This is a genomic window from Emticicia sp. (assembly GCF_049241225.1).
Lineage (GTDB): Bacteria > Bacteroidota > Bacteroidia > Cytophagales > Spirosomataceae > Emticicia.
Window position 1 is genome coordinate 1 of sequence record NZ_JBMLRC010000332.1, and the last position, 25,689, is coordinate 25,689.

25 protein-coding genes are annotated in these 25,689 nt (G+C 37.3%); 9 read left to right on the forward strand and 16 right to left on the reverse strand.

What is annotated here, in order from left to right:
* A partial coding sequence (locus ACOVO2_RS17650; RefSeq protein ID WP_421771249.1) for a M20/M25/M40 family metallo-hydrolase occupies positions 1-875 on the reverse strand: 875 nt, incomplete at its 3' end.
* Between the two features lie 128 nt (positions 876-1,003).
* On the opposite strand from ACOVO2_RS17650, the gene ACOVO2_RS17655 reads away from it, so the two are divergent.
* Positions 1,004-2,653, forward strand: coding sequence for an amidase (locus ACOVO2_RS17655; protein ID WP_421771250.1), 1,650 nt, complete (start codon positions 1,004-1,006; stop codon positions 2,651-2,653).
* A gap of 87 nt (positions 2,654-2,740) precedes the next feature.
* Here ACOVO2_RS17655 and ACOVO2_RS17660 read toward each other — a convergent pair whose 3' ends face one another.
* Both ACOVO2_RS17660 and ACOVO2_RS17665 read right to left on the reverse strand, forming a co-directional pair.
* Positions 2,741-3,148, reverse strand: a complete 408-nt coding sequence (locus ACOVO2_RS17660) for an acyl-CoA thioesterase (RefSeq protein ID WP_421771251.1) — start codon at positions 3,146-3,148, stop codon at positions 2,741-2,743.
* Positions 3,149-3,200: 52 nt separating this feature from the next.
* Positions 3,201-4,634 (reverse strand): M61 family peptidase, encoded by a 1,434-nt coding sequence (locus ACOVO2_RS17665; RefSeq protein WP_421771252.1) that lies wholly within the window; start codon positions 4,632-4,634, stop codon positions 3,201-3,203.
* Between the two features lie 96 nt (positions 4,635-4,730).
* Between ACOVO2_RS17665 and rpmH the strand changes: the two genes are divergently transcribed.
* From rpmH to ACOVO2_RS17680, 3 genes are all read left to right on the forward strand, one after another.
* The gene (gene rpmH / locus ACOVO2_RS17670; protein WP_015029776.1) at positions 4,731-4,886 is read left to right on the forward strand and encodes a 50S ribosomal protein L34; all 156 of its coding nucleotides are present in this window, start codon (positions 4,731-4,733) and stop codon (positions 4,884-4,886) included.
* Positions 4,887-5,009: 123 nt separating this feature from the next.
* Positions 5,010-5,414 carry a ribonuclease P protein component gene (rnpA, locus tag ACOVO2_RS17675; protein ID WP_421771253.1) on the forward strand — a complete coding sequence of 135 codons (405 nt, stop codon included), beginning with the start codon at positions 5,010-5,012 and terminating at the stop codon, positions 5,412-5,414.
* Between the two features lie 855 nt (positions 5,415-6,269).
* Complete coding sequence (locus ACOVO2_RS17680) at positions 6,270-6,680, forward strand: hypothetical protein (RefSeq protein WP_421771254.1); 411 nt, start codon at positions 6,270-6,272, stop codon at positions 6,678-6,680.
* Here the strand turns inward: ACOVO2_RS17680 and ACOVO2_RS17685 are convergent.
* The 3 genes from ACOVO2_RS17685 to ACOVO2_RS17695 all read right to left on the reverse strand — a co-directional run bounded on the left by ACOVO2_RS17685 (position 6,677) and on the right by ACOVO2_RS17695 (position 9,574).
* Positions 6,677-7,399 (reverse strand): LytR/AlgR family response regulator transcription factor, encoded by a 723-nt coding sequence (locus ACOVO2_RS17685; protein ID WP_421771255.1) that lies wholly within the window; start codon positions 7,397-7,399, stop codon positions 6,677-6,679. The genes ACOVO2_RS17680 and ACOVO2_RS17685 overlap by 4 nt on opposite strands.
* Positions 7,400-7,404: 5 nt before the next feature.
* Positions 7,405-8,985, reverse strand: coding sequence for a sensor histidine kinase (locus ACOVO2_RS17690; protein ID WP_421771256.1), 1,581 nt, complete (start codon positions 8,983-8,985; stop codon positions 7,405-7,407).
* 166 nt (positions 8,986-9,151) lie between these two features.
* The gene (locus ACOVO2_RS17695) at positions 9,152-9,574 is read right to left on the reverse strand and encodes a helix-turn-helix domain-containing protein (protein WP_421771257.1); all 423 of its coding nucleotides are present in this window, start codon (positions 9,572-9,574) and stop codon (positions 9,152-9,154) included.
* 237 nt (positions 9,575-9,811) lie between these two features.
* On the opposite strand from ACOVO2_RS17695, the gene ACOVO2_RS17700 reads away from it, so the two are divergent.
* The 3 genes from ACOVO2_RS17700 to ACOVO2_RS17710 all read left to right on the forward strand — a co-directional run bounded on the left by ACOVO2_RS17700 (position 9,812) and on the right by ACOVO2_RS17710 (position 13,037).
* Positions 9,812-10,486 carry an ATP-dependent Clp protease proteolytic subunit gene (locus ACOVO2_RS17700; RefSeq protein WP_421771258.1) on the forward strand — a complete coding sequence of 225 codons (675 nt, stop codon included), beginning with the start codon at positions 9,812-9,814 and terminating at the stop codon, positions 10,484-10,486.
* Between the two features lie 153 nt (positions 10,487-10,639).
* Positions 10,640-11,293 (forward strand): ribulose-phosphate 3-epimerase, encoded by a 654-nt coding sequence (gene rpe / locus ACOVO2_RS17705; protein WP_421771259.1) that lies wholly within the window; start codon positions 10,640-10,642, stop codon positions 11,291-11,293.
* Positions 11,294-11,297: 4 nt separating this feature from the next.
* Positions 11,298-13,037, forward strand: a complete 1,740-nt coding sequence (locus ACOVO2_RS17710; protein WP_421771260.1) for a glycosyltransferase family 39 protein — start codon at positions 11,298-11,300, stop codon at positions 13,035-13,037.
* 209 nt (positions 13,038-13,246) lie between these two features.
* Here ACOVO2_RS17710 and ACOVO2_RS17715 read toward each other — a convergent pair whose 3' ends face one another.
* Together ACOVO2_RS17715 and ACOVO2_RS17720 are read right to left on the reverse strand one after the other, a co-directional pair.
* A complete protein-coding gene (locus tag ACOVO2_RS17715) occupies positions 13,247-15,463 on the reverse strand; it encodes a fibronectin type III domain-containing protein (RefSeq protein ID WP_421771261.1) in 2,217 nt (738 codons plus the stop codon).
* A gap of 220 nt (positions 15,464-15,683) precedes the next feature.
* Positions 15,684-16,049: a Rid family detoxifying hydrolase gene (locus tag ACOVO2_RS17720; RefSeq protein ID WP_421771262.1), complete on the reverse strand. Its 366-nt coding sequence runs from the start codon at positions 16,047-16,049 to the stop codon at positions 15,684-15,686.
* 146 nt (positions 16,050-16,195) lie between these two features.
* Here ACOVO2_RS17720 and ACOVO2_RS17725 point away from each other — a divergent pair, with 146 nt between their 5' ends.
* The gene (locus tag ACOVO2_RS17725) at positions 16,196-16,879 is read left to right on the forward strand and encodes a TIGR04282 family arsenosugar biosynthesis glycosyltransferase (RefSeq protein WP_421771263.1); all 684 of its coding nucleotides are present in this window, start codon (positions 16,196-16,198) and stop codon (positions 16,877-16,879) included.
* Here the strand turns inward: ACOVO2_RS17725 and coaE are convergent.
* The 8 genes from coaE to menC form a co-directional block, all read right to left on the reverse strand.
* Positions 16,859-17,458 (reverse strand): dephospho-CoA kinase, encoded by a 600-nt coding sequence (gene coaE, locus ACOVO2_RS17730; RefSeq protein ID WP_421771264.1) that lies wholly within the window; start codon positions 17,456-17,458, stop codon positions 16,859-16,861. The two genes, ACOVO2_RS17725 and coaE, sit on opposite strands and share 21 nt — an antisense overlap.
* Positions 17,455-18,435, reverse strand: coding sequence for a glycosyltransferase family 2 protein (locus tag ACOVO2_RS17735; protein ID WP_421771265.1), 981 nt, complete (start codon positions 18,433-18,435; stop codon positions 17,455-17,457). The genes coaE and ACOVO2_RS17735 overlap by 4 nt, the downstream gene beginning before the upstream one ends.
* Before the next feature lie 7 nt (positions 18,436-18,442).
* On the reverse strand, positions 18,443-18,784 hold the full coding sequence (locus ACOVO2_RS17740; RefSeq protein ID WP_421771266.1) for a YbaB/EbfC family nucleoid-associated protein: 342 nt from the start codon (positions 18,782-18,784) through the stop codon (positions 18,443-18,445).
* Between the two features lie 104 nt (positions 18,785-18,888).
* Positions 18,889-20,982, reverse strand: coding sequence for a gliding motility-associated C-terminal domain-containing protein (locus tag ACOVO2_RS17745; RefSeq protein ID WP_421771267.1), 2,094 nt, complete (start codon positions 20,980-20,982; stop codon positions 18,889-18,891).
* A gap of 231 nt (positions 20,983-21,213) precedes the next feature.
* The gene (locus tag ACOVO2_RS17750; protein ID WP_421771268.1) at positions 21,214-21,924 is read right to left on the reverse strand and encodes a DUF3291 domain-containing protein; all 711 of its coding nucleotides are present in this window, start codon (positions 21,922-21,924) and stop codon (positions 21,214-21,216) included.
* A gap of 64 nt (positions 21,925-21,988) precedes the next feature.
* Positions 21,989-22,816 (reverse strand): methyltransferase domain-containing protein, encoded by an 828-nt coding sequence (locus ACOVO2_RS17755; RefSeq protein ID WP_421771269.1) that lies wholly within the window; start codon positions 22,814-22,816, stop codon positions 21,989-21,991.
* Positions 22,813-23,889, reverse strand: a complete 1,077-nt coding sequence (locus ACOVO2_RS17760; protein WP_421771270.1) for a type III polyketide synthase — start codon at positions 23,887-23,889, stop codon at positions 22,813-22,815. Before ACOVO2_RS17760 ends, ACOVO2_RS17755 begins: the two co-directional genes overlap by 4 nt.
* Positions 23,890-24,127: 238 nt before the next feature.
* Positions 24,128-25,219 (reverse strand): o-succinylbenzoate synthase, encoded by a 1,092-nt coding sequence (gene menC / locus ACOVO2_RS17765; protein WP_421771271.1) that lies wholly within the window; start codon positions 25,217-25,219, stop codon positions 24,128-24,130.
* Positions 25,220-25,345: 126 nt separating this feature from the next.
* On the opposite strand from menC, the gene ACOVO2_RS17770 reads away from it, so the two are divergent.
* A partial coding sequence (locus tag ACOVO2_RS17770; protein WP_421771272.1) for a tetraacyldisaccharide 4'-kinase occupies positions 25,346-25,689 on the forward strand: 344 nt, incomplete at its 3' end.

Consider the following 25,689-nt stretch of genomic DNA (forward strand, 5'->3'; position numbering starts at 1 on the left):
CCTTCGGCATTAATCAGATTCGCATCATCGCTTGGTTTGTGATATTCTTGGTGAGCTCCAGTAAAGAAAAACAGCACAGGAAGGTTTTTGAGATAAAAAGAAGTGTGGTCAGATGGACCAACTCCCGCCGAGTCAACATTATATTTAACTCCTTGATTCATAGCCAGTTGTGGAATATTCTTTCCCCAAAAACTACTCGTTCCCCAGCCGCCAATCGTTAAGCCTTTATCTTCACGATAACGCCCAATCATATCCATATTTACCATACAATTGACTGTTTTTAAGTCGATTGTTGCATTATCTGCGTAATATTTTGAGCCAATCAGACCCAATTCTTCGCCCGAAAAACCAATGAACAAGAAATTGTGTTTTTCCTTGATTTTGTTTTTAGCGTAAAACTTAGCCATTTCTATTAAACCAGCCGTTCCAGAGGCATTATCATCGGCTCCGTTGTGGATACTTCCCACCGAATTTGCTTCGAGTGAACTCCCTTGGTCGCCTTTGCCGAGGTGGTCATAGTGTGCTCCAATGATGATGGTTTTATCTGAACCATTATCCAAAAAACCGACCACATTGGTCGCTTGCACGTAGCTAACATTTGGTGGTAAACCTTTTTTTGCAGGAAATTCTTGTAGGTAAGTTCCTTTATCGCCGTAGGGTTTCAAGCCAATTTTTTTGAATTGTTTTTCTAAGTATTTAGCTGCTGTTTTTCCTCCTTCCGTACCTGTTCCACGCCCTTCGAGTTTATCTGATGCTAAATAGTTGATATGTTTTTGGATACTGCTCGGTGTTTGTGCGAAAAGTAGCCCCCCAGCCCCCGATGGGGGAGCTAAAAACAGCGTACAGAGACTTACTGAATATAATATTTTTTTCATTGATTGATATTTTGTTGATAAACTGAAAATCAAATATACTCACAAATTAGTTCTAATAATAAAATCTAAAAACTCATTTTCTCAATACCAAACTTTTAGTAAATTGTGAGCTTAACTCATCAATAAACATGAAAAAACTTATCCTTCCTATTGCCTGTGTGTTGTCGCTTGGCCTTGGTGCATTTATCACAAAAGTTGTCGAAAATCCGCCATTGACAGTCGATGTGATTAATCAAGCTGAAAAAATCTTGGGCCTTGATTTTACCGATGCCGAGGCAGATTCGATGCTCAATGATTTGCGTGATAATCAGAAAGATTTTGAAGCCATGCGAAAAGTGCCGCTTGATAATAGCGTTTCGCCAGCTCTGTATTTCAATCCACTTCCTGTGGGTTTTGAGTTTGAGAAGAACTACCTACCATTTAAAGCTTCGCAGATTTCTGCCGTAAAATTACCCGCAAACCGTGAAGATTTGGCGTTTTATTCGGTTCGAGAATTGGGTGAATTGCTCAAAACCAAACAAATCACTTCGGTAGAATTAACAAAGTTTTTTCTGGAAAGATTAAAAAAATATGATACTCAACTGCATTGCGTAGTTACGCTTACCGAAGATTTGGCACTCAAACAAGCTGCTCAAGCCGATGCCGAGATTAAGGCAGGAAAATACCGTGGATTTCTGCACGGAATTCCGTACGGTGCGAAAGATTTATTAGCCGTGAAAGGCTACAAAACTACTTGGGGTTCAGTACCATACAAAGACCAAATGATTGATAAAGACGCCACCGTGATTCAGCGTTTGGAGCAAGCAGGAGCGGTGCTTTGTGCAAAATTAACGTTGGGAGAATTGGCCATGGGTGATGTTTGGTTTGGTGGAAAAACCCTTAATCCGTGGGATTTGAAGCGTGGTTCGAGTGGCTCGTCGGCAGGTTCGGCATCTTCGGTTTCGGCTGGACTACTGCCTTTTGCTATTGGTAGCGAAACACTGGGTTCGATAGTATCGCCTTCTACTGAGTGCGGAACTACGGGTTTGCGTCCAACATTCGGGCGTGTACCTCGCACGGGTGCAATGGCTTTGAGTTGGAGTATGGACAAACTCGGGCCAATTTGCCGAACAGTAGAAGATTGTGCAATTGTACAAAATGTAATTCAAGGAGTTGATAATCAGGATTTTACTTGTATGAAAGCTCCGTTTAACTATGACGGAACGAAAGGTATCAAAGGCATGAAAATAGCGTACGTAAAAAGTGATTTTGAGCGACGATACCCCAACAAAACAACCGATTCGCTTACTTTAGTTACGCTCAAAAAACTCGGTGCTGAGTTGGTTCCGATTGAATTACCTACTTTGCCATCAAACGAAATTAGCTTTTTGCTGGGTGTAGAGGCTGCCGCTGCTTTTGATGAGTTGACTCGCTCGGGCAAAGATGATTTGATGGTTAGACAAAACAAAAATGCTTGGCCAAATGCCTTCCGTTCGGCTCGATTTGTACCTGCGGTTGAGTATTTACAGGCCAATCGCCACCGTACCTTATTGATTCAAGAATTAGATAAAACCTTGAAAGGATTTGATGTGTACGTCACGCCATCGTTTAGCAAAAACCTGACTATGACAAACCTAACGGGGCATCCGTGCGTGGTTTTGCCGAATGGTTTCCGGGCGGAAGGCCGTCCTGTGAGTATTACTTTTATGGGTAAATTATTTGGCGAAGCGAAGCTATTGCAAGTTGCCAAAGCTTATCAAGATGCAACCGATTTCCATAAAAAGCATCCAAAATTGTAAAACAATTCTCCGTATTATTACGTACTAAAAATGAGCCATTTCTTTCTTGAAGTGGCTCATTTGTTTTACGCAATTTGGAAAATTGCTCTACTGGAAAAAAGGCAATAATCTATCGGTAATTTCTTTCGGGCAAGTGGCAATTCGATTATTGGATGTTCTTACAAAGACCAATGTGGTTTCGCCCGTGTGTAGGAGCGTCTGCTGCTCATCATAAATTTCGTAGTGAAAAATTATTCTTACCTTCGGTAATTCTTTAATAATCACTCGGATTGTAACTAAATCATCGTATTTGGCTGGAGAAATAAAGCGAGATTTATTTTCATAAACGGGCATGATGATTCCTGTTTCTTCCAAGTCTCGGTAACGCAAACCCAACGAACGTAGGGCTTCTACACGCCCGATTTCGTAGAGTTTGGCGTAGTTTCCGTAATACATATAGCCCATTTGGTCGATGTCGGCGTAGCGGACTCGGTAATTATAATCGAATGAATACATTTATTTTAATTGATAATGAATAATGTAGAATTGAGAATGTTTTTGGTGATAGTTAGCTCAGAATTTCTAATTGTACTAAGTTCTCTTCGTTTCGAGTAATATGTAAATCAATGTCTTTCAGATAATGATTTAGTAAATCAAAAAGAGATTCGGTTCCGAGAATACACTTCTCAAAATACCAGTCGAGTGATTCTTCGGCTATTTCTTCACAAATATCTTTGTAATCTTGCATGGTGTAGCCTTTCAATGGCGTGCCGTTTTCTGAAGCTCCGAAACGTTTCCACATCAATTCCATCACATTATCAATCGAGCGAGTTTTGTGAGATACTCGTTGGATATGTAAATCTAAAATCTGAGCGGCAATTGCTCCTTTATGATACACCGAAACTTTGCGGTCGGGAATGCTTTGGCTGTAACCATCGAGCCACAAATCCCACGAAGATTCGACGAGCGATTGTGAGGCACGGTCGGCGTGGTCGAAGTGGCGTTTGTAATAAGTTTCGAGTTCTTTGAGATACTGAGTTTGGTTGAAAACGCCCGAACGGTAGAGCATCAAATCTCCATAGTAAGTCGTTACGCCCTCAGCAACGAAGCAAGTCGGGAAATAATTTTCTTTCGTATAATCGTAGGGGAGAAGCTCAGTGGGGCGAAGTTTACAGATATTCCAAGTATGGAAAAGTTCGTGCGAAGCCAAACCGAGTAAATCAATGTATAATTCCTCAAAGTCTTGGCTATCTGGCCCCAAAACTTGCATGGTAGAACTCCGATGCTCTACGCCGTGATAGTAGGGTACGGGCAAAATCCAAGTGATGAAGTGATATTCTTTTTCGGGAAACTCGCCAAAAAGTTTGATTTGCTCTTCGGTAAACTTCTTGAAATCAGTTCTGATTCTACCCAAATGTTCTCTCGAAAGATTGCCTTCAAACCAAATATTGAATTTTATTTTTCCGACTTCATAAAAATCATGCTTCAGATTTGAACTGACAATAAACGGAGAATCGGCCAAATGATAGAAATCATTGAAAGGTATGCTTACTCGGTTGTTATCTAATTTTTGTTGGTCGTTCAGTCCCGCAATTTCCTGATTCTCAGCTTTGTGTAGCTCTAAGGTACATGGTTCGTTGATGTGGCCTTCGGCATAGATACACAAGTTTACGGGGTTTACGTACAAAATGTTTTCATCAACAAAACTGCTTCCTGCATTCACTAAATTAGCGTAGTAATTATATTTTACTGTGATATTTCTCGCTCCTTTGGTTTGTACTTTCCAGCGGTCTTTGGTTATTTTTGATGTCAGTAATTTTTGGCCTTTTTCATCAAAAACTTCAAAAACCTGAATGTTTTTGGCAAAATTTTGAAGTTCATAGCGGCCTGGTCGCCATGCGGGTAATTGAAGCTCAATTTCATCAGTTTGAATGTTTTCGATGCTACATTCGATATCAATGAAGTGAAAAGCCTTATTTTTTGAATATATTTTGTAGTTCATACAGTTTTTTTTCGTAAGGATTTTGTGGTTTTAAAAAATAGTAGTACTTTTGCACTCCCGAATTAAGATTCCAAGAACAAAAATAACAAAAATATAATGAAAAGGACATTCCAACCATCAAATAGAAAGCGTCGTAACAAACACGGATTCCGTGAGCGTATGGAAACTGCTAATGGAAGAAGAGTATTGGCAGCACGCCGTGCAAGAGGCAGAAAAAGATTAACTGTATCTGACGAGAAAAAACACAAATAAGATTTTTTCTTGAAATAGAAATTTTATCAATCTATTTGATAATAAAGATATTTGAGCCGCCTTATTGGTGGCTTTTTTTATTTTGGAATGAAGATATGTTTCGTAAATTACTAAAATTCATAAATGCGAACTGGAAGTTCGCTCCACATGAAGAAAACATTTAAAAAAGACGAGCGTCTTTGCAGTGTGAAGGTAATCGAAAACCTTTTTGACAGAAAGAATTCTGCCAACGGAGGTGTATTTTCATACCCGATGCGTGTGGTTTTTCAGCCTCAGCCATTAGCCGAGATTGATGGCGTTGTTTCTTCTCAAACTCCTACCCAAGTTTTATTCTCCGTTCCGAAGCGTCAGTTTAAGCACGCCGTTGACCGTAACCTCATTCGCCGCCGAATGCGTGAGGCCTATCGCCTTCATAAACAATTACTTACAGGAAATTTCAATATTGCATTTATCTACATCGGTAAAGGAATCGAAGATTATAAAGCTATCGAAAAAGGTATGAAAAGTGCCTTGAAGAAGGTAAACTAACCGTTTGAAAAAGAATAGAATAAATGATATTTCAAATCTTTTATTTTTCTTAGCTTTGAATTCATTTTTCGTCCGAAAGCTTTTCTCATGAAAAATGTACTTTTACTTTTTTATCATTTGGCTCTTTGTGTGTTTTAGCATAAAAAGAGGTTTTTGTTACTAAAAAGATACAATTAAATTATTGGGAAAATCAATCGGATTGGTTTATAGACCTCTCAGGAGTGAGATTTGAAAGTGTTGAAGAAAAAGATAAAGAGGGAAGAGTGAACAATCAGTTGGTCAAAACAAAAGCTTTTTTTAAAGGAGCAGGCCCTATGATCTAATTTTAACCGCAACTTTAAGATTCAATAACAGTTAAAATTAAACTGATAGTATTTTTTGTACCGAGCGTCGATCGCTATGGAGCTGCTCAGAGTTTAAGAAAATACGGAGTTTCACAGAGTTTTTCCATTTTTCCTAGTGTAACTCTCTGTCGTACCTCGTGTAGCTCTGTGGCAAAATATTATCAATTAAATTGTTTTTTATACCTAGATACAATTAATTCATGATTCATTATAACTAATGTTTAGTATCGAGTGGTTCGGGCAATGTTTCGATGAGTGTAATGCCCCTAAATTATGCAATTGATTCGACAACGCCCCTTTCATGCAAAAGATAAAATTTTAATCTCGGGCACAGAGTGGAAATAAAATGTATAAAGCCGGAAAATCAATTGTAATTAGTTCGTCGCCTTCAATTAATACTAATAGTGTATCTGTGTTTGAAGCAAAAATAGAAGGATGTAGTTACTAATATTTTACGGCTTCCAACCATTTTATCTAAAACTGTATCATTCATAAATAAAAATATATTTACATGAAAGCATATAAATTTTTTATAATTATAGGTTTATCAATGCTATTTTTGATAGCTTGTGCGGGTGAAACGGTTTTGCTAGGTACTGGTTCGTTGGATATAAAGGTCACAATTGGGCCACTCTGTTCGACTGAACCTTGTAACCGGCCAGTTGAAGATATAAGGAAAGTATATGAAGCATATACATTTACGGTTACAGATACAAAATTGAATAAGCAAGTTTTAGAAAAACAATTGACTTATAATGGTACAAATGGTGTGCTAAAGAGTACAAGCCTAACTGCGGGCGAGTATGAGCTAAGCATCAAACCCGAAACTATTTTTACAAAAAAGAGCTTTCCACAAACGTTTAAAATAGAGAAAGATAAAACCACAAGTCTTGAAATAAACATTGATACTGGTTTACGTTAAAGCCCTAATTGTTTTCTGATTTCGCCGATTTTATCTTCATACGAAGCACCAACAGATATTTCATTACCCGCCACCCAAACTGCTTGGCGGGTAATTTTTTGTATTTTATTCAAGGCAACAATATATGAACGATGGATTCTGATGAATTGATTGGCTGGTAATTGTGCCATACATTCGCCAATATTTTGTCGGCATAAAAGTTTTTTGTTTGCTAAAACATACGCCATATAATTCCCTTCGGCTTCTACATAAAGTATATCATCAAGTAATACTTTTTCTTCTTCGTAACCAGTTTTGAGGAATAGAAAATTGGGGGCAGTATCGGTCCGAGAAAGTTTCATTTCGAGAGCTTTATTACAAGCTTTTGTGAATCTTACTAATGAAAATGGCTTCAGTAGATAATCAACAGCATCAAGTTCGAACCCTTTTACAGCATATTCCGAATAAGCAGTTGTGAAAACTATCATGGGCGTTTTTTGGAGAATATGCACAAACTCAATGCCCGAAATATCAGGCATTTTTATATCCAAAAAGATTAAATCAACTTTGTTTTGCTGTAAATACGGAATCGCCTCGAAGGCATCAGTAAAAGTTGCTTTTAGTGCAAGAAATGGCACTTTCTGTGCGTGTATCTCAATTACTTCTAAAGCTCTTGGTTCGTCGTCGATGGCAATGGCGGCAACCTCCAACCCCAGAAGGGGCGTAATTATTCTTTGCATAATTTTTAGTAAATTCCGATAATCAAAGATACAAAATAATCATTGTCTGACACTTGAATATCGAGTGTGTGGCGGTTAGGATAAATCAATTCGAGGCGTTTCTTTACATTCTCTAAGCCAATCCCGTTATTGGCTTGTTCGGGTGAATTTTCTTGTTTTGGGTGCAAACTATTATGTACTTTAAAGTATAGTTTTTGTGCATCGTGCGTAAGCGTAATGTATATCCACGAAGGATTTCGGAAACTTATGCCGTGTTTAAAGGCATTCTCAACAAACGGATTGAGCAACATCGGCGAAATAAAAATATCTCGTTCGCTATTCTGAATATTTACTTTTATTTCGATGTTATGATTCTCATCTATTCTCATGCGTTGAATATCAATATAATTATGCAAGTATTCAATTTCCTTACTCAGCGGAATCCGGTCTTGGTGGTTTTCATTCAGCATAAAACGCATCATATCGCCCAGTTTTTGAATGCCATCAGAAGTTTTTTCGGCGTTTTCTTTCAACGAAACCGAATAAAGAGTATTCAAGGCATTGAATAAAAAATGTGGATTTATTTGTGAGCGAAGATTTAATAATTCAGCCGATTTTGAAATAATCTGGGTTTTAAGCTCGATTTTTTCTTTGTAAAATACTTTTCTTAAAAAAGCTATCACAATTGAGATAACAACAAATATCATGAATAATTGTATGATCCATTCGCTGTGGAATCCGAAATAGACATAATTATAAGATAACCAACTGAGCATCTGAATAAAATACCCACCAATTGCCCCAAAAAGATTGATGAAAACAAAGTAAGTGAGTCCTTTCTGAAATTCTATTGATTTGACCGACGAGAAATAGGGGAGAACTCTTTTATAAAAAGCATCTTGTGCGAAAAATATAGTAATAGCACCAACGGCTAACAACGATAAATCTCTTACAGCACCATACCAATAGCCTTTTCCCGAAAGGATATTACCAAAAAGTGCAACAAATATCATAGAAATACTGATGGTCGCTATCAGAAAATAATCTAAATATTGAAAATTTACTTCTTTTTCGTCTTTGAGTTTTTTATGAATGAAATAGTAGAATTGAGAAAAAGCTTCATAAAATAAAATTGTAATTAATACCGCAATACTATTCGTAACCACGAGTAGCTTTCGGTATTGTGAATAAACCTTTAGGCCAATAATGTTTTGATTTGAATCGTGTTTGAAGCGGATGTAAAGTTTTAAATACTCAAAAATCTGAACACTTGAAATACATAAAATGATGACGATTGCAATGAAAGTAAATGTTGTGCTATCAAACTTTTTTTCTTGTAATCTCGGAAAAACCAAGTAGTGAAAAAATAACCATGCTACTAAAAACAGCAAAGCCGCCACAATTGTCGGGAAATTATTATTGCCTATATGGTCATAAGCTCTGAGGCTTCCCCAGATAATATTCGAAGGTACTTTGTTGAGTTCGGCCGCTGTAATCATCGAGTCAAACTTACTGGCTTCTTGGAAAAGTCGACGAATGACGTAGATAACTGTGATAAAAATAATGAGAATAAATTCGTAACGTCTGATTTTTTGTAATGATTGCATAGCTTTTTCATAAATTTTTCAACAAAACTATGCTCTGAAATTACATGAAACTCAAAAATGTTGTAGAAGTGCAGGAAAATGTGACGAAATGCTGTAGAGCAATTTTCTAAATTGCTCAAATGATGGTACAAAGCCTAGAATTCAATCTGTCGAAGTAAGTATTTAACTAAAATCCAATTTTTCTGCGTTCGGGTTCTTCCGTAATCACTCTCATGGTATTTCCCACAAAACGATTTTCGTATTTTTCGTGCCAATATGCAGCTGCCATTTGCCATTTTTCGACTTCGGCTTTTAGTTTTTCATTTTCGAGCTGGAGTTTTTCCAGCCGTTCTTTCTCCCTCTCCTCCGAGTGGAGGGTAGGTGCGACCGACGCTTCGGTGAGGTGTAGCGGTGAATAAATATCTAATAAATCAAGAATACTGACGCCCAAAACTTTGGCAATTTCAGTAGCTCTTGCAATCGTCAATTCGGTTTTATTTCGCTCAATATCGCCGTAAGCCGTAGTCGAGATACCTAACATGTCAGCCATATTTTCCTGCGAAAAACCTTTTCCTTGGCGTATATTTCTGATTTTATCACCTGTGTTCATAGCCATCAGCCCCTAAAGGGCAGTTTAATTTTGATTATAAAAGCTGAAATCAGTTTTTCTGAGAAAATATCTGAAATTCTGACTACAAATTTCTAAAAGAATTAACATCTTTGTATCGAACAATTCGGCAACTTAGAAAGTTCTATTTTTGAACTTTGATAAATAGCGATACGTTTTATCAAAAAGCATGCAGTAAAGTATTACCAATAACTGATAACAAATAACCAATAACAAAATATGAATTTTGGAGAAGAATTTCGTAAGTATGCCGTACATCACATGGGCATGAGTGGTTTAGGAATTGACGATTACATGAAGCACAACGTAACGAACATGACGCCTAACATTGTAGAAGAGCGTCAGATGCGTGCGACTGTCCTCGATGTCTTCTCACGATTGATGGCTGACCGTATCATTTTCCTTGGCACTGGTGTTGACGATTACATAGCCAATGTAGTAGTGGCTCAATTATTATTTTTAGAATCAACCGACCCGAAAAAAGATATTCTTATGTATATCAATAGCCCTGGTGGTTCGGTTTATGCAGGTTTGGGTATGTATGATACTATGCAGTATGTACGCCCCGATGTAGCTACAATCTGTACTTCATTGGCAGCTTCAATGGGAGCTGTATTGTTGGCAGGTGGAGCATCTGGTAAGCGTTCGGCATTGCCACACGCTCGTGTAATGATTCACCAACCGAGTGGTGGTGCTCAGGGGCAATCACGCGATATGGAGATTACCGTGAAGGAAATCATCAAATTACGTCATGAATTATACGAAATTTTGGCCAATCATACAGGAAAAACCATCGAAGAGGTAGAACGTGACTCTGACCGTGACTATTGGATGAAAGCCGAAGAAGCTAAAACTTATGGCTTAATTGATGAGGTTTTATACCGTGAGAAATAAAATCAAGGAGTAATTATATCAATGTTTTAACGTCGGCAGGCTTCAAAACCCTGCCGACGTTTTTTATTAGCATTGTTTGTTATTATTTGAGCAAAATAAAATTTCGTTCCACAGTTTTAAGCCCTAACTTTGCAAAAAAATATTCAAAAAAGTATGAGTTCTCTTCCAAGTGGAGCAATTATAGCTCCTTCTGTTTTAGCTGCTGATTTTGCAAATCTCCAACGTGACTGCGAAATGCTCAATGTATCACAAGCTGATTGGTTTCATATCGACATCATGGATGGTGTTTTTGTGCCAAATATTTCGTTCGGAATGCCGGTTTTAGAGGCAATCCAACGCCATGCCAAAAAGCCACTCGATGTGCATTTGATGATTGTTCAGCCGGAAAGATATTTAGAAACATTCAAGAAATTGGGTGCTGAAATCATCACAGTTCATTATGAAGCTTGCCCACACTTGCATCGCACGATTCAACAAATCAAAGATTTAGGTTGTAAGGCAGGGGTTGCACTCAACCCGCACACGCCAGTCAATGTCCTTGAGGATATTATCCATGATATAGATATGGTACTGGTGATGTCGGTAAACCCAGGTTTTGGTGGGCAAAAGTTTATTGAACATACTTACGAAAAAGTACGTAAAGTACGCCAAATGTCGGCTACCGTAATGATTGAAATTGATGGTGGTGTGACCTCCAAAAATGCTAAACAACTCGTAGATGCAGGTGCAAATGCCCTTGTTGCGGGTAGTTTTGTATTTAGTTCGGCCGACCCTATTCAGACAATTGCAGATTTAAAAAATAGTTAAATTGATGCAAATACAGCCTTTTTTGAAGAAATACACTTATGCAATTTTGGTTGCTATTTTGTGTTTAGCAGCAGCCTTGCGGTTTTATAAAATTGATGAGTATGGTTTTGCGGGCGACGAAAAATATGGCTTATTAGTAAGTCAGTTTTTAGTTCAAGAAGGAGGAAACCAGCCCGAATCGCTTCGAAAATTAAACTCTCCTTACTTTACACCAAAAGAGTTTTGGAAAAAGCGTACTTACGAAGACTTCGAACAATCTATCGCAAACCGAGAGAATGGTACGTCGGCGTTTTATTCATTAATGAATCACTATAATACTGAAATATTTGGTGTAAGTGATTTTACGATGCGAATGCCCTCGCTAATTTTTAATGTTCTGACCATACTACTGCTGTTTATTTTTGTTAGAGTACACCTAAAATCTGATAATTTAGCTTTACTATCGGCATTTTTAGCAGCTATTTCTCCGTATTTTATCAATTATTCGCAAATCGCTCGTAATTACGCCGTACTTGCTTTCTTCGCTCTGCTAAGCGTGCATCTATTGCTTTTGATTTTTCGAGATGAAGAGAGAAATCGACGACCAATTTTCATTTACTTCGATTATGGTTTGGTGGTTTTTATTTGTTTAATGAACCATTACTCAATATTTCCATTATTTCTTATTCAAGGCTTATTCTGCTTAATTTATCTTCGTAAGCAAAGAGCTTGGCTTGGGCTTACCTTAGCTATGATTATTCCAGTCATCGGAATGTTGTATTGGGTAAAGTTTAGTGGCGGTCAGTGGTCGATGCACTCAATCAAGCAGAGTGCCATCGATAATCATTTAATGGCTGTATATTCGCCAAATGAGTGGATAGCCGTTACTTCTTTCACGACCGTAATCAAGCAGCTTAGGCATATTTTCAGTATGCAGTTTTTGATTATTGATGGAATCTCGTTTGCTGTCAGTGGTATAAAAAACTTTATCTTGAGCGTTTTGCTTGCATTTAGTTTTGGATTTATCACCGCTTATCTCAAAAATACTCGTATCCAGTTGGCTGCTGCAATTGTCATTTGTTTGGGAGCTTACTTTATCTTCACGGTTTCTCCAATACAGTATATCATTTTATCGGTTGGCTTGTTTGGTTTTTATACATTGATTAGAAATCTTTACCAAAAATTCGATAAAGTGCAGTTTTTTGTTGTGTTATTAGCTGTTTTACCGATTTTTTTTCTGGTAGTTTTTTCGATTCAGGATAAAAATACCATGCGAATTATTCCGAGATATATTGCCTATTCTTATGCTTTTGCCTTGATATGTGTGGCAATTATGATTAAAAATCTGTTAGCTTTTAAAGGAGAAATTAAATACTTTTTTGGTTTGATACTTCTCTTACAGTTTTATTACATAGCTAATTTGATTAAAGCTAAATATACTGATAAGCCATTGGCATATTTTCAGATTTTCAATGAGCCAAGAACCAGGAATCCGTATAAGTCACTCGCTGATAAAATCATTCAAAATTATGCCAAAGGAGATACCGTTATCTACCCATCTTACCAACCAAAGAGTATCATGAAAGGCTATAATATGCCAACTTATTCGGTGCAGGATGCTCAGTATACCAACTGTTATTTGCCCAAAAATTCAGACATCATACAGCGAGTTGATAAAAATGAATCAAATAAGGTTATCCTGAAAAAACTGGATGGAAGTACAACGCTTTTATTCGACTTTAAAGAGACAAAATTTAGGTATTAAGGTAATTGAATAATGTTGTGAAGTTGAAAGATTGATTTAAGAACTGACTGATTTATTGTAAGGAATTATCTTGAAAAATATATAATATCTTGATAATCAATCAATAGCTAATTTCTGATTGATAAATAACCGAAATTATTTGGGAGCAAGCAACAAAAAAGAGGCGTCGCAATTTGCAACGCCTCTTTTACATTTACCCAATATTGAAATTAGAATTTGTACACACGCTTTGTAATTTGTTGCGTTGCCGTACGAAGACTAATAGTATATGTTCCTTCTGAATAATTGCTTAAATCAAGACGATATTCTGATTGATTAGGAGTCAAAAGTGTTTTTGAAACTACTCTATTAGATTTGTCAGTGATGATAATCATACCTGACTCTGCCAATAAATTTTCTGAAACCGAAACTTTGATACCATCAACAGTTGGGTTTGGATATACTTTGAAAACTTCATCAGCAATCATATCTATTGAAGCCGATACTTTAGCTGGAGTTGTAATCACCAAAACATTAGTGTATGCAGAATTGCCTCTGCTGTTTGTTGCTCTTACACGATAAGAATATCTGGTTTTTTCACTCACCGTTTTATCCGAATAAGTTACCTCATTACGTCCAGTTGAACCAATTTTCGTGAAAGTAGTACCATCTAAAGAACGCTCTACATCAAAACCAGCTTCTTTATTCGAATCATCACCCCATTTCAATGAAACCTCAGCTGATGTTGCAGTTCCTTTAAGGTCATACGGTGCATTTGGTGCAGCGGTTACAGCAACATCCAATTTTGTAGTTGGAGAGTATTTTGAAGTACCATATTTGTTCGATGCATTGATTCTAAAATAATAAGTTACTCCTTCTTCGATTGGAATACTTGTAGCTGCTACGATGTTCGAATCGAGGTCAGCTCTTACAACTCCTTTGGCAAAAGTACTATCAGCCGAACGCTCAAGTGCAAAACCCCACTCGTCGTCAGAGTTATCTTTCCAAGTTGCTCTGATGATAGCATTCCCCAAAGCATCAGTAGCCAAAGCCGCTGCTAAATTTGAAGGAGCAAACGGAGGCCCTAAAGTTGTTGCTGTTGCTACATTCGAGAATGGCGATTGGCCTTGGAAGTTAGCAGTCAAGATTTTGTACCAATATTTAGTTTTCGGAGAGCCAGTTTTATCAGAATATGTTGCTTCATAATCACCAATTGTGGCAATTTTAACAAAACCATCTGTAGCACTTACCGACGAACGATAGATTTCTTGAGCCACACGGTTGTTAGTTACACCATCTTGAGTTCCTAAATTCCATGCTAAATCAATCTGAGTTGTCGAGATTGTTTTTGCTAATAGATTAAATGCAGGATTTGGAGCAACACGCTTCAAAGTTGTAGCAACCAAAACACCCGATGGAGCACTTTCTCCACCTTCGTTCTTAGATATAACTCTAAAGAAATATCTTTGTCCTTCGTTCAAATTTTCCGCTCTAAAAACTGGATCAGCAGTAGGTATTTCGCCAATTCTTGCCCAAGAATTATTATCAACCGAACGTTCAATAATAAAGCTCGTTGCATTTCTTGCTGGGTTATTCCAATAGAATCTGATAAAATTAAGACCTAAACCATCGTTGGTAAGAGCTAAGTCTTTAGCTGGTACTGGAGGATCATCAGGTGTTCTGAATAAACCACCATAAGCTTCTGGTAAAGTTACACCAGTCGCATTACGAGCCGAAACACGATATCTGTATTGTGTATTTGGTAAGGTTGTGTTATCTACGTATGAACGGCGACCAGTACCTGCAACACCTGGAATTGTAGTAAGTACTACATAATCTTGTGGGAAATTTTGACGCTCAATGATAAAGCCTGTTTCGTTATTAGAGTTATCCATAAAAGTAACCGTATTGGTTCTTTGCGAATAAGGTGTCATAACGACAACCTCAGTAACAGCTGCTGGGAGCAAGTCATTGGTTGATCGTATGAGTGGATTACTCCAGCAAGAAGCACTCATTCCGGTTGGAGGGCCATCTGTTGGCATACCATCTTGCATCGGACAAGAAGGCAGAGCATCAACACCTGTTCTAATAGCTCTTATCCAAATAAAATAGGAAGTATTAGGAGTTAAACCAGATAATTCAAATTGTACTGGACCCGTACCGAAATAGGCTGTTCCTGTACGTGTCATACGATAGCCCGAAGAATTAGTTGAATATGCAATTTCATATTCAGTCTCATCATTTGCATTATCATTCCAACGAAGTAAAATTCTTGTACTATTTCCTCCAACTGGTGTACCGGTAAGGCCTGTAGGAGCATTCGGGGCTACAAACATAGTTGTGTTGGCAGAATTACCAGTCGGATTTGATTTGCTTCCATCTGTTGCCTGCACGTGCCAAAATGCGGTCATTAACAGAATAAGGGATAGAAAATAATTTTTTCTCATAGCTAAACTATCAGTTTTAGTTATTAATATTGGGAGGGAACTTTGTTTTTTGTAAATATAAAAGTTTTTATTCATTATAGTTTCATTCTGACGCATGAAAATTATTTTACGGTAAACTTTATATTTTTAGAATCAATATAATTGTAAAATAAAGACTTGATAATCAGTTGAATGATACTGTAAATGTTTTGACGTGCCTTTACATCAATTTTGTTAGAATTTATTTTACGGCAATGACAGAAATTTCAACATTTACATCCTTAGGTAGTCGGGCTACTTGCACTGTTTCTCTGGCCGGAGGCATGGCTGTGAAATAGCTTCCATAAACTTCGTTTACGAGAGCAAAATCATCCATGTTTTTCAGAAAAATACTAGATTTAACAATATTTTCATAAGCCATGCCTGCTTCTGACAAAATATTGCCGATATTTTCCATAACTTTTTGGGTTTCGGCTTTGAGATCGCCCGAGCTGGCAAGTTCAAGAGCAATTTGTCCTGAGACATAAAGCGTATTTCCTGCCAAAACCGCCTGACTGTAAGGACCAATTGGAGCGGGGGCTTTTTCGGTGTAGATAATTTGTTTCATGTATGAATTTTTAATGGGTAATTGTTGATTATATGAGTGTTAATAGTTTTTTCAACCATGCGTTTATAAATTTCGTATGTTTGAGAAACAAAAATCAGAATAAAACTTACAATAAACAATTTTCAAAGCATAATTATTAACTTTTAATGACTGAGCCAACCAATATTTTAGTTACTCAAAATGAGTGTCTTGAAAATGATAATGCACTTATTATTTTTATAAAAAATCCACAACTTGGAAAAGTGAAAACCCGTTTAGCGGCAACCGTAGGCAATGAAAAAGCACTAGAAATATACCATATTCTTACACAACACACGCATGTAATTGTCAATGATCTAAAAGCCACCAAATACCTTTATTACTCAGATTTTGTTGATGTAAACGATAGTTGGCAAAATGATAAATTTCAGAAGCTGGTTCAATTTGCGGGGCAAGATCTGGGTTTAAAAATGGCTTCGGCATTTAGCGATACTGCTAACAAAAAGCATAAAAAAGCTCTCATAATTGGTAGCGATTGTCTTGAATTAACTCAAAAAATTTTAGATGATGCCTACGATTTACTTTCTGATAATGAGGTCGTTATTGGGCCAGCTTCTGATGGAGGTTATTACTTAATAGGATTTAGTTTTGAGCGAATAGGCGAAAATTCTGATAAGACCTTTGAAAAAATATTTTTTAATAAGCAGTGGAGCCATGAAAATGTATGTACGGAAGCAATACATGCATGTGTGGAAATGAATATAAACTATTCTCTACTTCCTACCCTTACCGACGTTGACGAAGAAAAAGATTACTTAAATACCCAGCATTTAGCTCTTAAATTCAGATGAAATAACTGAATGAATTGATAAAATTTGTGGGATAATTAGTTTTTTTTCGTCATTAAGTATTTGATAATCAGCTATTTCAAGAAATTGTTCTTCAGATTTTTGTTGTGCAATGATTGCTCTGATTTGCTCAATACTTCGGTGTGGGTCTCGCTCTTGTATACGTTTGATTCGGATGTCTGTTGGGCAGCTCACTACAATAATTTTATCTAAGTCATTGCCAACGCCGGCGGCATTACTGATAGCAGCTTCACGCAAAACGTACGGCTGAGTTTGGTGCAAATTCAGCCATTGTTTTGTATCTTCAAATACTCTCGGATGAATAAGCATATTGAGCATTTTGAGTAATTGGGGGTTATCAAAAACTAAACTTGCTACCCATTTTCGATTGTATTGACCATTTTCGTCGTATGCTTGTCGACCCAGTAATTCTTTTATTTCTTTTCGTAATTGTGAATCGTTATTTGTTAGCCAATTAGCTCGTAAATCAGCATAATATACAGGAACCCCCAGCAATTCAAAAACTTTGCAGATGATACTTTTGCCCGAACCAATTCCGCCGGTTATGCCAATCACTTTCATATAGTAGGTTTTTGTTTCTTTACAAAATACTCCCAAACGATGCTTTTCTGATAAATATGATTTACCTGCTTAGGTGCTTTTCTTTCCAGCTTCGGAATCATTGCATAAAAGGCAAAATGAGCTTTAATTACTGCCAAGAAATCGGCAAATGAGCCATCTAAGAGCAACTTGATTCCCGAAACTCCATCCAGAATGAGCCTTAGTAGAATTGTTGAAAATAGCTTATTACTTGGTAAGTTTTTATAAAGCATCGCAAGTCCATTGCGGTAGTTCAGAAATGTCTTCCGAGGATTTGACTTGTGTAAGGTGCCACCACCCACATGATAAACCACCGAAGCAGCATGATACATGATTCGATAACCAGCGTTTTTCATTCGCCAACATAAATCAATTTCTTCCATGTGTGCGAAGAAGTTGGCATCGAAGCCCCCGAGTTCGTGAAAAACTTTGGCACGCACAAACATACAAGCACCAGTAGCCCAAAAGATTTCTTGTGAATCATCATACTGTGCTTTGTCTTCTTCGTAGCTATCAAAAACTCGACCTCTACAAAACGGATATCCGAGCCAATCAATATAACCACCGGCGGCTCCTGCATACTCAAAATGAGTTTTCTGATGATAACTTCTGATTTTAGGTTGGCAAGCAGCAATCGAAATATCACTTTCCATTAGATCAATGATTGGCCTTATCCAATTGGTGCTTACTTCTACATCTGAGTTTAGTAATACATAATACTCTGCTTCTATACTTTTCAATGCGGCATTATATCCTCCTGCAAATCCTTGATTATTAGAGAGTTGTATTGTTCTTACAGAAGGGTATGATGCTTTTAAAAATGCTACGGAGTCATCGGTAGAAGCATTGTCAGCGATGATGATTTCGTAGCCATCGGTATGATTAATGACCGATGGCAAAAATTCTTCTAAAAACTTTTTTCCGTTATAGTTTAATATTACTACGGCAACTTTAGTCATAGTAGTTTTATTTGAAAAGCTTATCCAAATCCATTCCTGGAATATTTGGCATCAGTCCTTCTGTCGATTTTTGTAATTCTTCTTTGGCCTTAACTTCTACTTTTTCTAAAGCTTTGTTGGTTGCGGCTACAATCAAATCTTGTAAGATTTCACGGTCGCTGGCTTTTAGTAAATCTTCATCAATTTCTATACTTATCAATTGCTTTTTGCCATTGGCAGTTGCTCTGACCATTCCTGCCCCAGCTTCGCCAGTTTCAGTTATTTTTGTAAGATTCTCTTGTGCTTCTTGCATTCGGGCTTGCATTTCTTTCATTTTGCTAGCCATCCCGAAGATGTCTCCCATGTTCATATCATTATGCGTTTAAATTGTAAGGCAAATATATAAAAAAAGGCAGTTGGTTTAGAACTGCCTTTGGTTAAATAACACGTTTAAGTCTTTTGTTGTTCGATAAATTATCTGAGAAGTGTCACCGATCCAACTTTTTCAAATTCCCGGCCAGCAAGGTCTAACCCAAATATTTTAAATCCATAGTTTCCTGCAGGAGCAGGGCTTGTGCCATCGCTGGCAGTTCCTTTCCATCCTATATCTAAATCTCTACTTTCAAAAATAACATTTCCCCATCGGTCATATACTTCTAAGTTAAACTCAGCGATGTATCTTCCCTGAGCAATAAACTCATCATTGAAACTATCTCCGTTCGGAGAAAACGCACTTGGAACATACAAACGTGCGGGTGAAATGAAGGTGTAAGTGTTTGAATAAACTTCAACTTGAAATTCTACTGGGGTACCTTGTACTAAAATTAGAAGGGTGATGATACCTCTAATCCTAAATTCCGCTTCACCATTGGTGTTCTGATTGAGTAATGTTTCTATAAGATCACCAACATTCGACTTTAAATCTGGGGTTCTATCCGCACTTGTAATATTGCCGTTTTCGTCAATCGTTTCAATCCTATAATCTATAGATTTTACGACTGGTGTGATTTCGGCACCGGGAGTCCAATTAAGGGTATTCCTTTCCTTTGATGTTAAAAATACATTACAATATGCAGGAGATTGATCTGATACATTGCCACATTGGTCTTCATACGCTACTTTATAGCAATATTGCTGCTTTGAGGTTTCAACATTTGTATCTTCATAGCTATTATTAGACGAACGATGAATTTCGGTAAACGTAGGCGAGTTTCCTTCTGATCGATAGAAAACGTATTTATTGGTGATCGCTCCATTGACTTCAAATACATTAAAACGAATTAGGTCTGGATTGATCACTGATACTAATCCAATAGTTGAAGGTACAAGTTTTGGAGAGTTGGATGGGTCAACGATAATCGTTGGTGATTTTATCTTAACGACATCAACCCCTGTACCTACTTCGGCAGTTACTTGAAAATTGTATTTTTTTGTACAAACCAACTGGTTGTAACTAAATGTTGTAGCAGTGGCAGTTACGGGGCTACCTGTATTTGCATTTGCCCCCGTTGGGTTTTCGCTGTATCCAACAGTATAGCGAGTAACTGTTGGTAGCGGAGCATTCCAATCAATTTTCACTTCATTCGGACTAGTCAATGTTTGTTTTGGAATAATCGTACAAACTTCGTTTGAAGGGATATCATTATTGCAAAGGTCTTTAGTTTTTACTCTAAAACAATATTCGGTTGAGGCGTTTAGGCCTGTAATAGTCTCTGTTTTAAAAGTTTCTCCGGTGTTTCGAGTGATTTTTCTTCCAGTATCAGTCCAGCTACCTGTTTTGGTTTTTTGCTCAATAGTGTATTCTGTTCCGGCGACGCCTTCTATCATCGTAATTTTATTGCTTGTTCCACCAGTTAGGCCTTCTAATTCTTTAATTTTTGGTGGGGTATTAGCTTGTGCGTTAAATGGAAAAGGGCTACTTCTACATACTACCAAACTTCCTCCCCTTGTATAATTAGCAACAATTTGTGGTTGAGTTGTTAATGGGCTGGTATAGGTATGGTTTACATCAAGAGGGAAACTATTAGCTGTGATTCCATCAATAAAATTTTCTTTTCCATCTCCCCAAACTATCCTGTAGCCTGCGTGAGTTTTATTTTTAGGTGTATTTAAAAAAGTAACAGTAATATCTTGGGCACCACAAGAATTTATTTTTACATCTGGTACTTCGGTTTGTATTAGCTCAAATGAATTGCAGGTGATATATGAAACGCTACTTACGTTTATATTTTGAAGGATCCAGTATGTGCCAGGAGTAGTAAATGTTTTTTGAGTTTCTAAGGGGCGTGGTATTACAAGGTTATCTCCATCCTTGAAATTGAAAATATATCCTAAGTCGGTAAAATTAGTTCCACCCGTAGGATCAACCGGATTCAAGGCAGTAACTGTTGCTGAATTAGTTTGAAAATCAAGGCAACCAATGCCAGGCGAGACACTAAAAAAACCACCGACTAAGATACCACTTCCGGGATTTGTACACTTTGCTGGTTTAGTTGTTTGTTGCCCAAAAGATAAAGTAGTAATGCAAAAGGCGACTAGCAATAATAAAATAAATTTGATACGGGACATAGTTAAAATCTTTTCATGTGTTCACTCACTCAATTGTTGTTCTAAGCAAAAATCATGCCCGATAGTAGCGTAGTTTTTTTATATAACGAATCTCAGAAAAGAAATATTAAGTAAAATTTAAAAAAAATACTGAAGAATGCAAGTAAAAGATAGTAAAAATAAAGATTATCTGTTTGATAGTCAATAGTTTAATTAGAGTTGTTTTAAATATAGTATTTGGCGTGATATTTGTTAAACCCAATTTTCAGATTGGATAATAAATGGATTAACACCTTTAATACTTCCAGTAGTTTCTACGGGAATAAACCTTGCAAAAAGTTCTTCTGAGTACCAGCCTTCCGAATGAGTTTTCTTGATTACTTCGGCGTGTTCTCGTTGGCGATACGCAAATTTTTTCACATCTTCCAGACTTTCCCAAACCGAAAAAGTTGCTTGACGAATAAACGGCATTTCGCCAATTCCAACCGATGTCACAAAACCTTTTGCATGGCCCATTGAAGCCGCAACGGTCGGAACGTTTTTCCAGAAACCAGATAATTTTGATAAACGAATCGTAGCACGAGTAAGTACCGCAATTGGGCCTTCGTAATTTCGGTCGGGTGTAGGTTGTCCGAAAGGCTCTTTTCCATCCCATTTTCCGTGCGATTCGTATGGAACACAAGAAATTGTCCACTGTTCGTCAGTCAGGAGCTTCCACCACGACCAAACAAATGAATTTTTCTTGAAAGCCTCAAAATCATCCTTATCTTTCCAGATTGCCATCAAACCCCATTGCTGATAATCGGGATGAATATCAAAAGTGCCGTTTTTGCCACAGCCCAGCAATTTCCAGAAAGTGAGCCCCCTTGTGAAAAACAATGGAATATGCAGAATTGCCATTGAGATAAAAGCCAAAGGAATGAAGTATTTTGGGTAGCGAACTATAGTGAGTGTAACAAACATTTTTCTGTACAATTGATAATTAAAATATAAACACTCAAAATAGCAATTAGTTATAAAACCTTTCTTATTTTTCTACTAAAATCAACCATCTAAACGCCCATTTCCATTTGATTTTATAGTTTTTTATGCCAGCTTTTTGCAACAAAATTTCCCATTCTTGCCTTGTAAAACCTCGCAAAACCGACAGTGGAGCATCGTTTTTGACTAGGTATGATTTCGAAAACAGGGCCGTAAGCCATTTGATTGAATAATAAGCCAGTGGGTGACGGTGTAAATCGGCAATTACAAAGCCAATTTGTGCATTCTTGTGCATCCACCGAAGCATTTCAACCAAATCTTCATCTCGGAAATGATGACAAAACAACGAATTGAAAATGATATGTGGCTGTCCACCCGGAAAGGTAGTGAGCCGATAGTCAGCCATTTCGAAATGGATATTGGAGTTACTTTGCTCAAAAGATTCGGAAAATCTTATACAGTCTTCTTTTAAATCAACACCACCAAGCCAGTGATTGATTTTCTTCTTGTCCAAAAAACTTCTTACAGCTCGTAGATTATCTCCGCCACCACTTCCAATTTCGTATATTACTATATTTTCAGAATTATTTGAAATATTGTTTTTGTTTGAAATTTTTGTAAGTTTTGTCTTTTCTGAATTTAAAGTATTTTTGAGATATTTTGTATTTTCTGAATTATTGGAAAGTATATTTTCTTTTGAATGTTTGGTTTGAATTAAATATTCAAAATATTTTATCCCATCTAAAACTACTGAATGACCACCAAGGTGCCGATTGATAAAATCAAGTTCACGAAGATTTTGATAGAGGTCATCGGTCGGAATGTTCTCATTATCAAGGAGTTCGGATTGGTAGGAGCGGATTTTGAAATTCATCGTTCTAAAATTACACTTTCCATCGTGATGCCTGGCCCGAAAGCTATTGCAAAAATATTACCTTTTTTGGCCGTATCTTCCATCATTTTTTTCAACACAAATAAAATCGTTGGCGATGACATATTGCCGAAATTTTTCAGAATCTCATACGATTCATTTAAGGATTCAGAACCTAATTCGAGCGATGTTTCTACGGCTTCCAGAATGTTTTTTCCTCCTGGGTGAATTGCCCAATCTGTTATGTCTTCGGTACTTAAACCCAATTTTTGAAGTGAATTTTCGAGTAAATTCTTTATTTCCTGTTTGATTAGCTTCGGTACATGGCTTGAAAGTGTCATTAAAAAGCCAGTGCTTGATAGTTGCCACGCCATATCTGACTGCCCGCTCAAGGCTATTTGCGAATAAAACTGCTTGATTTCTAAGCCTTTTGCTTCATTATCTCCACTGATTAAACAAGCCGCTGAGCCATCAGCAAAAAGTGTAGCCGAGAGAACGGCATCAACGTCATTTGATTTTTGAAAATGAAGTGTGCATAGTTCAGTACAAACAATCAGAACTTTGGCAGTGCTATCGGCACGACAAAAAGCATCTGCTATTTTTAGGGCGTGAAGTGCGGCATAGCAACCCATAAAATTGACCGAAGTGCGGACAATATTGGGCGATAGATTTAATTCTCGAACCAACTCTATGTCTAAACCGGGAGCCGAAAGCCCTGTACAAGTGACAGTAATTAGATGAGTGATTTCCTGAGTGGTGATCGCTTCTTGACTTTTTAGGCAGTTTTCGATTGCTTTTACAGAAAGCTTTACGGCTTCTTGTGTGTAGAAACCCATGCGTTTTTCGAGTGATGGGGTAGGATTATTTGCATCGAAAAAACGCCATTGGTCTTGTGGCAAAGAAAAATCAGGAAATATGGAATATCGAGTAGCAATTCCACTTCGGTGATATAGTATAGGTAAGAGTTTTTTATTTTTTTCATCAAGATTATTTGCACTGAGCATAAATCGCATAATATCATGCTGTTGGTGACAATAATCAGGGTGAGCGGTGCCGATTGCGGTTATTTTTGCCATGAATGGGTGGTTAGCGTCAGTAGCTAAAAATGATAGCTAAAGGTAGCTAATTGAGTGAATTTTTGAGTTATTGGGTAAATTAAACTCTAAAAATTGATTGTTAGAAAACTTATAAAATGGTAATACAAGATACGATTTTTTTTATTACAAAGTCTTTATCTAACATTAAAAATAAGGGATTTGTTTCTGAGTTAATTAACTAGATAAGTGTTTGAGAGAAAGTTGATGACATCATGGTTTAGAATTTATTGAGTAAGCTCAAATCCCAATCTTTTTGTAAATAATAATGTAGTTTTCCGTTTTCGACAGTAAGTGGGCTTTCAATATTATTATGATACAATGACCCAGTACCTAAACCCTGGGGCAACTGATTTTTGTATTCGGCCGTAAATTGAGCGATGGCATTCAAACCAACGTTCGACTCGAGTGCCGATGTCATCCACCAACCAATGTGCAGGCGTGAGGCAATCTCAATCCATTCTCGGCAGTGCTGCAAACCACCCAAAAGCGTGGGTTTCAGAATAATGTAAGTTGGTTTAAGTTTTTTGAGTAATTGCATTTTCTGTACATAATCGCTTACGCCAATCAGTTCTTCGTCGAGGGCAATGGGCAATGGGCTATTTTGGCACAATTCGAGCATAGCTTCGGGCTGATGCTGTTTGATGGGCTGCTCAATGCTATGTATTTGATAATTAGTGAGTTGCGAGAGTTTTTCAGGGGCTTCTTCTGGTGAAAATGCTCCATTGGCATCTACTCTGAGCGTGATTTGTTCGGCTGAAAATTGTTGACGAATACTGGCCAAAATTTCTAATTCTTCCGTAAAATTTATTGCTCCAACTTTCATCTTTATAGTATCGAAGCCAGCCGCTAATTTTTCTTCGACTTGGGCCGCCATAAATTCTTTGCTTCCCATCCAGACAAGGCCGTTGATATTGATCGCTTTTTTACTTCTCGAGAAATCATTATCAAAAATGACTCTTCGCCCGCCGTTCATGACATCGAGTAGGGCGGTTTCAAAACCAAATTTGATTGAAGGGAAGCGGTCGTCGATGAGTTGCGAAAGAATAATATTGATGTTCCATTCAAAAACCTCAAGGTCGAGGCTATTGAATGTATCGCAGATTTCTTGCAGAATTTCCTCGAAGTTAGGCAAATCATCAATACTCAAACCTTTCAATGGGGCAGCTTCTCCCAAGCCAAAAACCGATGGGTTTTCAGAATCGAAGATTTTTAAGAAAAAAGTATCTTTCTCGGTATAGACACCACGTGAAGTTCCGGCCTCAAACTTGAACTTTAAAGTGTGCTTCAACCATTTGACTTTCAGACCCATTGAAAAATGCTTAATTTTGGCAAAAGTACAGAAACTTTTGTTTTTTATGACACAAATCGGCGATTTATATGCTTTTCGAGCAGTTTGCTCTCGAAAGAACTAATAAATCTGCAAAAATCGAACCAAATGAAGGTGATTTTCTTTTTGCTAAAAATAATACTTTTTCCGTTATATGGGCTTTATTATGCCGTGATTTTCTTGCGGAATTGGTTGTTTGATGTTGGCATAATGCAGTCGGTTTCGCCTAAAGTGCTGACAATCAATGTTGGAAATCTGAGTTTGGGTGGTACAGGCAAAACTCCACACGTAGAATATTTAGTCAGACTTTTGAGCGATAAGTATCGAGTTAGCACACTGAGCAGAGGTTACGGCCGAAAAACAAAAGGGTTTTTATTGGCTGATAACCAAGCAAGTGCCGAAAATATTGGTGATGAACCCATGCAATATTACTTGAAGTTTAAGGATAAAAT